At 69.5% G+C, this 7,786-nt stretch carries 1 protein-coding gene; it reads left to right on the top strand.

What is annotated here, in order from left to right; genetic code table 11:
* Positions 1 to 7,786, top strand: a 7,786-nt coding sequence (locus CC207_RS27295) for a non-ribosomal peptide synthetase (protein WP_218192835.1), incomplete at both ends; no start/stop codon positions are given.

Raw genomic sequence — 7,786 nt, 5'->3', positions numbered from 1 at the left:
CTACCCACTGGCGCCGTTGCAGGAGGGCATCCTTTACCACCACCTCAGCTCGCCGGAGCACGATCCCTATGTGCTGCAGTCGCGCATGGCATTCGACAGCCCGGCACGCCTGGAGGCGTTCGCCAGGGCCTTGCGCCAAGCTATCAGCCGTCATGACGTATTGCGTACCGCCGTGCTCTGGGAAGGCCTGGCGCAACCGTTGCAGGTGGTCTGGCGCGAGGCGCCGCTGCTGGTCGCGCCGCTGGATGGGCAAGACCTGCAACGCCTCGATCTGGCCCGGGCACCGCTGATCCGCCTGCTGTATAGCGGCGTGACCGGCAGCGAGCGCATCGAGGCGCTATTGCAGTTCCACCATATTGTCCTCGATCACACTGCCCTGGAGATCATCGGCGCTGAGTTGCTGGGCTACTTGCAGGGCAGCGCCGCGCCGGTGCAGGCCCCGGTGCCTTATCGCAACTATGTGGCCCAGGCGCGCCTGGGCGTCAGCCAGGCCGAGCACGAGGCGTTCTTCCGTGCGCAACTGGGCGATATCGACGAGCCGACGCTGCCCTACGGCCTGAGCGATGTACAGGGCGACGGCCAGGCCGTCGAGGAAGCCTGGCTGTGGCTGGACGAAACCCTGGCCGCGCGGCTGCGGCAACAGGCCCGGCAGCTGGGCATCAGCCCCGCCAGCCTGTTCCACCTGGCCTTCGCCCGCCTGCTGGCTGCCGTCAGCGGCACCGATCGTGTGGTGTTCGGCACCGTGTTGCTGGGCCGCCTGGAGGCCGGCGAGGGCGCCGAGCGGGCCCTGGGCATGTTCATCAACACCTTGCCGCTGCGCCTGGACCTTGCAGGCCTCGACCTGCAGGACGCCTTACGCCTGACCCAGCAGCGCCTGAGTGCCTTGCTGGTGCATGAGCACGCGTCGCTGGCACTGGCCCAGCGTTGCAGTGGCGTGCCGGCCCCGACGCCGCTGTTCAGCGCCATGCTCAACTACCGCCATGGCCAGGCGGCGAGCGAAGACCGGCGCCAGCAGTGGCAGGGCATCGAGTTCCTCGATGGCCAGGAGCGCAGCAACTATCCACTGAGCTTGAGCGTGGATGACATGGGGGAAGGCTTCCGTCTGGTGGCGATGACCCCGGCAAGCGTTGGCGCCCAGCGGATCTGCGGGCAAATGCGGCACGTGCTGCAGGGCATGGTGGAAGGTCTGGAGGCTCAGCCACGGCACGCGCTGCTGTCGGTCCCGGTATTGCCGGACGATGAGCGTGGGCAACTGTTGCAGGCCTGTAACGCGACGGCCCAGGCCGGTGATGTCGAACAGCCCGTCCAGGCATTGTTCGAGCAGCAGGTGGCGCGCGATCCCGAGGCGGTCGCGGTGCAGTCGGAGGAAGGACAACTGAGCTATCGCCAGCTCAACGCCGAGGCCAACCGCCTGGCCCACCACCTGATCGCGCTGGGCGTGCAGCCTGACGACCGGGTGGCTATCTGTGTCGAGCGCGGCCTGTCGCTGGTGGTCGGCCTGCTGGCCATCCTCAAGGCCGGCGGGGCCTATGTGCCGCTGGACCCGGATTACCCGGCAGATCGTATCGGCCACATGCTCGCCGACAGTCAGCCGCGAGTGCTGCTGGTGCAACGAGGCACGCGGACGCTGGTCGGCGAAGCGGCGTTGCCGCAGGTCGATCTCGATCAACCGAGCTGGGCCGGACAGCCGGACAGCGACCCGCGGGTGCCCGGGCTTAACGGCGCGCACCTGGCCTATGTGATCTACACCTCTGGTTCCACCGGCCTGCCCAAGGGGGTGATGGTCGAGCAGCGCAACCTGGCCAACCTGGTGCACTGGAGTGCGCGCCGGTTCCCGGTCGGCGGCGCGGTGCTGCACAAGACCCCGGTGAGCTTCGACGCCTCGGTGTGGGAGCTGTTCTGGCCGCTGTGCAGCGGGCTGCGCCTGGTGCTGGCCAAGCCGGATGGCCAGCGCGACCCGCAGTACCTGGCCGGGCTGATCCGCCAGCAGCAGGTCGGCGTGGTGCAATTCGTGCCCGCATTGTTGCAGCAGTTCCTCGACCAGGACGACAGCGCCGCCTGCGCCAGCCTGACCGATATCGTCTGCGGCGGCGGCGAGTTGACCGAGGCCTTGGCCCGGCAGGTTCGCCAGCGTTTGCCGCAAGTGCGCCTGCACAACGTCTACGGCCCCACCGAAACCACGGTCGACTGCAGCGTCTGGACCCTGGAACCCGGACAACCGATTCCATTTGGCGCGTTGCCGATCGGCCACCCCATCGACAACACCCGCCTGTACGTCCTCGATGCCCACGACCAGCCGGTACCCTGGGGCGTCGCCGGCCAGCTGCATATCGGCGGCGCCGGGGTGGCGCGTGGCTACCTGGGGTTGCCGGAGCAACAGGCCGAACGCTTCATCGCCAGCCCGTTCGTCGAGGGTGAGCGCCTGTACCGCAGCGGCGACCTGGTACGCCAGGCAGCCGATGGCAGCCTGACGTTCCTGGGTCGCACCGACCACCAGATCAAGCTGCGCGGGCTGCGCATCGAGCCGGGCGAGATCGAGGCCTGCCTGAACCGCTTGGCCGGCGTGCGTGAGGCCCTGGTGCTGGTCCAGCGGCATCCACACGGCGGTGATCGCCTGGTCGCCTACCACCGTGGCGAGCCGCAGTCGACCGACGCGCTGCGTCAGGCATTGCTGGCGCGGTTGCCGGAGTACATGGTGCCGGCGCTGTTCATCCACCTCGACAGCTGGCCGCTGACCCCCAACGGCAAGCTCGACCGCAAGGCGCTGCCGTTGCCGGACCTGCAGGCGCGCCAGTACGAGGCGCCACAGGGCGAGACCGAGGTGCTGCTGGCCGAGATCTGGTCGCAACTGCTGGGCGTGGAGCGGGTAGGGCGACACGACAACTTCTTCGAACTGGGCGGTCACTCGCTGCTGGCCGTAACCTTGACCGCGCGCCTGCGCCAGGCCGGCCTGCAGGTGGATGTACGCACCCTGTTCGGCCAGCCGAGCGTGGCAGCGCTGGCGGCCACCCTGGGCCAGGGTGGCGCGGTGACAGTGCCGGCCAACCGGATCCCGGCGGGTTGCACCCAGATCACCCCGGACATGCTGCCGCTGGTGAACCTGGAGCCGGCCGCCATCGAGCGTATCGCCGCCGCAGTGCCGGGTGGTGCGGCCAATGTCCAGGATATCTACCCCCTGGCGCCGTTGCAGGAGGGCATCCTCTACCTGCACTTGAGCGCCGTGGGCGCCGATCCCTATGCCCTGCGCGCGCGGCTGCGCTTCGACAGCCCGGCGCGTCTGCAGGCGTTCGCCCAGGCCCTGGAGCAGGTCATCGCCCGGCATGACATCCTGCGCACCGCAGTGCTCTGGGACGGTCTGGCGCAACCGGTGCAGGTGGTCTGGCGCCAGGCGCCGCTGCAATTGGCGCCGCTCGACGACGCCCACCTGGCGCGCCTGGACCTTGGTCAGGCGCCGCTGATCCGCCTGCTGCACCGCACCGAGCCGGGCAGCCAGCGGGTCGAGGCGGTGCTGCAGTTCCACCATATCGTGCTCGACCATATCGCCATGCAGGCGGTGCAGGCCGAACTGCGCAGCTACCTGCTGGGGCAGAGCGAGCCGTTGCCGGCCTCGGTACCGTACCGCAACTATGTGGCCCAGGCGCGCCTTGGCGTCAGCGAGGCCGAGCACGAGGCGTTCTTCCGCGACCGCCTGGGCGATATCGACGAGCCGAGCCTGCCGTTCGGCCTGCGCGAGGTGCAAGGCGATGGCCGCGCCCTCGATGAGGCCGAGGTAGCGTTCGAGGGCGCCCGCTATGCTCGCCTGCGCGACCAGGCTCGACAGCTGGGGGTGAGCACCGCAAGCCTGGTGCACCTGGCCTGGGCGCGCCTGCTGGCGGTGGCCTGCGGCAAGGGCCGCGTGGTGTTCGGCACCGTGTTGCTGGGCCGCCTGCAGGGCGGCGAGGGCAGCGAGCGGGCACTGGGCATGTTTATCAACACCCTGCCGTTGCGGGTCGAGCTGGACGGGTTGGGCGTGCGCGACGGCGTGCTGGCCACCCACCGCGAGCTGTCGGCGCTGCTGGTCCACGAGCACGCCTCGCTGGCCCTGGCCCAGCGCTGCAGCCAGGTGGCCGCGCCGCTGCCGCTGTTCAGCGCCATGCTCAACTACCGCCAGAGCACCCGCGCCGCGCCGCAGTCACAGGCCTGGGAGGGGATCGAGACCCTGGGCAGCGAAGGGCGCACCAACTACCCGCTGAGCCTGAACGTCGATGACTTCGGCGATGGCCTGCGCCTGGGCGTGCAGGTGTCGGCCCGGGTGGGCGCGCAGCGGGTCTGCGCGCAGATGCTGCAGGTGCTCGACGGCCTGTTGCTGGCGCTTGAGCAACAGCCGCAGCAGGCGCTGAACCGGTTGCCGGTGCTCAATGCCGAGGCGCGGCGCCAGGTGCTGGTCGATTTCAACGACACGACGGTGGCGTACGACCTGGAGCAGACCCTGCACGGCATGATCGAGGCCCAGGTGCGACGCACGCCGCAGGCCATTGCAGTGAAGTCCGAGGAAGGCGAGCTGACCTATCGCCAGCTCGACGAGCAGGCCAACCGCCTGGCCCATCACCTGATTGCGCTGGGGTTAAAACCCGACGATCGCGTGGCGATCTGCGTCGAACGCGGCCTGTCGATGGTGGTCGGCTTGCTGGCCATCCTCAAGGCCGGCGGCGCCTACGTCCCAGTCGACCCGGACTACCCGGCCGAGCGCATCCGTCACATGCTCGATGACAGCGCGCCGCGGGCGGTGTTGGTGCACGGCGCCACCCGCGACGTGCCGCAGGCGAGTCGGGCGACGTTGATCGACCTCGACCGGCCAACCTGGCAGGCGCAGCCGGCGCAGGCCCCACAGGTGCCCGGGCTAACCCCGCGACACCTGGCCTATGTGATCTACACCTCCGGCTCCACCGGCCTGCCCAAGGGCGTGATGAACGAGCACGCCGGGGTGGTCAACCGCCTGCTGTGGATGCAGGACGCCTACCGGCTGGGCGCCGGTGACGTGGTGTTGCAGAAAACCCCGTTCAGCTTCGACGTATCGGTGTGGGAGTTCCTCTGGCCGCTGCAGACCGGCGCCCGTCTGGTGATGGCACGCCCTGGAGGACATCGTGACCCCGAGTACCTGCGCGAGGTTATCCGTGAAGAGCAGGTCAGCACCTTGCACTTCGTGCCGTCGATGCTCGATGTGTTCCTCGCCCATGGCCAAGTCCTGCCGCACCAGCTCAAGCGCGTGCTGTGCAGCGGCGAGGCCTTGCCCGGCAGCCTGGTACGGCGTTTCCACGCACAGCTGCCGACGGTCGAGCTGCACAACCTGTACGGCCCGACCGAGGCGGCGGTGGATGTCAGCGCCTGGCACTGCGTGACGGCACCGGACAACACGCCGATCGGCAAGCCGATCGCCAATACCGCGCTGTACGTCCTGGACGCCCAGGGCGAGCCGGTACCGGTGGGCGTGGCCGGCGAGCTGTATATCGGTGGCGTGCAGGTGGCGCGGGGGTATCTCAACCGCGAGCAACTGACCGCCGAACGCTTCCTTGATGATCCGTTCTCGCTCAGGACCGGTGGCCGGATGTACCGCACCGGCGACCTGGCCCGCTACCTGGCCGATGGCAACCTGGAGTACCTCGGGCGCAACGACGACCAGGTGAAGATCCGCGGCCTGCGCATCGAACTGGGCGAAATCCAGGCCTGCCTGACCCGTATCGAAGGGGTCAAGGAGGCGGTGGTGCTGGCCCGCGAGCAGCGCCTGGTGGCGTACTACACCGGTGCCCGGCAGGCGCCGGACACGCTGCGCGCAGCGCTGCTGGGCCAGTTGCCGGAGTTCATGGTGCCGGCTTCGTTCACCTACCTCGAGGCGCTGCCGCTGAGCCCCAACGGCAAGCTCGACCGCAAGGCGCTGCCACAGCCGGAAGCCACGCAGCAGGTCTACGAGGCGCCGCAAGGCGAAGTCGAGACCCTGCTGGCGCAGCTGTGGAGCGAACTGCTGGGCGTGGACCGGGTCGGTCGTCATGACAACTTCTTCGAGCTCGGCGGCCACTCGTTGCTGGCCGTGACCCTGACCGCGCGCATGCGCCAGGCCGGCCTCGCGGCGGATGTGCGGGTGCTGTTCGGTCAGCCGAGCCTGGCCGCGCTGGCGGCGGCGGTGGGCGGCGAGGTGACGCTGGAGGTGCCGGCCAACCGTATCCCGGCGGGCTGCACACGCATCAGCCCCGACATGCTGCCGTTGGCGACGGTGGAGCAGGCCGCGCTCGACAGCCTGGTGCAGAGAATCCCCGGCGGCGCGGCCAACATCCAGGACCTGTACGCCCTGGCGCCGTTGCAGCAGGGCATTCTCTACCACCACCTGGCCAGCGCCGAGGTCGACCCCTACGTACTGCAACTGAACTTCGCCTTCGCCGGCCAGACCGAGCTGGAGGCCTTCGTCGCGGCGCTGAACCAGGTCATCGCCCGCCACGACATCCTGCGCACCAGCGTGCACTGGCAGGGGCTCGACGAAGCGGTGCAGGTGGTCTGGCGCGAGGCGCGCCTGGACCTTGAGCCGGCACTGGACAGCCCGCGCCTGGACCTGGGCCGCGCACCATTGATGCACCTGAGCCGCCAGGTGGAAAAGGGCCGCTTGCAGGCGACCCTGCTGCTGCACCATATCCTCCTCGACCACGCCGCCATGGAGCTGCTGGTGGCCGAGGTCGGCGACGCGCTGCTGGGGCGCATGCCCGAGGGTGACAGCGTCCCTTACCGCAACTATGTGGCCCAGGCTCGCCTGCGCGACGACAGCCAGGCGCAGGAGGCACTGTTCCGCGAACTGCTCGGCGATATCGACGAGCCGACCGAAGTGTTCGGCCTGCGCGGGGCGCGGGGCGACGGCAGCCACGTGCTCGACCACCGCGAGCGCCTGGATGAGCCACTGGCCCTGCGCCTGCGTCAGCAGGCACGGTTGCTGGGCATCAGCGTCGCCAGCCTGGTGCACCAGGCCTGGGGGCAGGTGCTGGCGCAACTGTCCGGCCGCGAGGAAGTGGTGTTCGGCACCGTGCTGCTCGGTCGCCTGCAGGGCGGCGAGGGCGCCGAGCGCGCGTTGGGCATGTTCATCAACACCTTGCCATTGCGGGTCAGCGTGGGCGGGATGGACGTGGTCGACGGCGTGCGCCTGACCCATCAGCGTCTGGCGCGTCTGCTGGCCCACGAGCAAGCGTCCCTGGCCCTGGCTCAGCGTTGCAGCGGTGTGCTGGCGTCCCAGGCGCTGTTCACCAGCCTGCTCAACTACCGCCACAGCGCGGCGACCGGGGCGCAGCGCGCACAGGCTTGGCAGGGCATCGAACTGCTGGCCGCCCATGAGCGCAGCAACTACCCGCTGGTGGTCAGCGTCGACGACCTGGGTGACGGTTTCATCCTGACCGTGCAGGCGGTGCCGCAAGTGGAGGGGGCACTGGTCTGCCAGCTGCTGCAGACGGCCTTGGCGCGGTTGGTCGATACCCTGGCGGACACGCCGGCGGCGCCGTTGAACGGTATCAACGCCTTGCCGGACGCCGAGCGCGAGCGCGTGGCGCGGCAGTTCAACGCGACCCGTCGCGACTATCCCCGCGACCTGCCCGTGCATGCCCTGTTCGAGGCGCAGGCCAAGGCCTGCCCGGATGCGCTGGCGGTGGCCCATGGCACGCGGCGCTGGAGCTACCAGGCGCTCGACCGGCAGGCCAACCGGCTGGGCGGGTACCTGCTGGAGCAGGGCGTACAGGCGGGTGACCGGGTAGCCTTGCTGCTGCCTCGTTCGTTCGAT

Origin of the sequence: Pseudomonas sp. DrBHI1 (assembly GCF_002205115.1) — a bacterium.
GTDB classification, from domain to species: Bacteria; Pseudomonadota; Gammaproteobacteria; order Pseudomonadales; family Pseudomonadaceae; genus Aquipseudomonas; species Aquipseudomonas mosselii.
The sequence above is the reverse complement of the archived record's forward strand: the minus strand, read 5'-3'. Positions and strand labels throughout refer to the sequence as shown.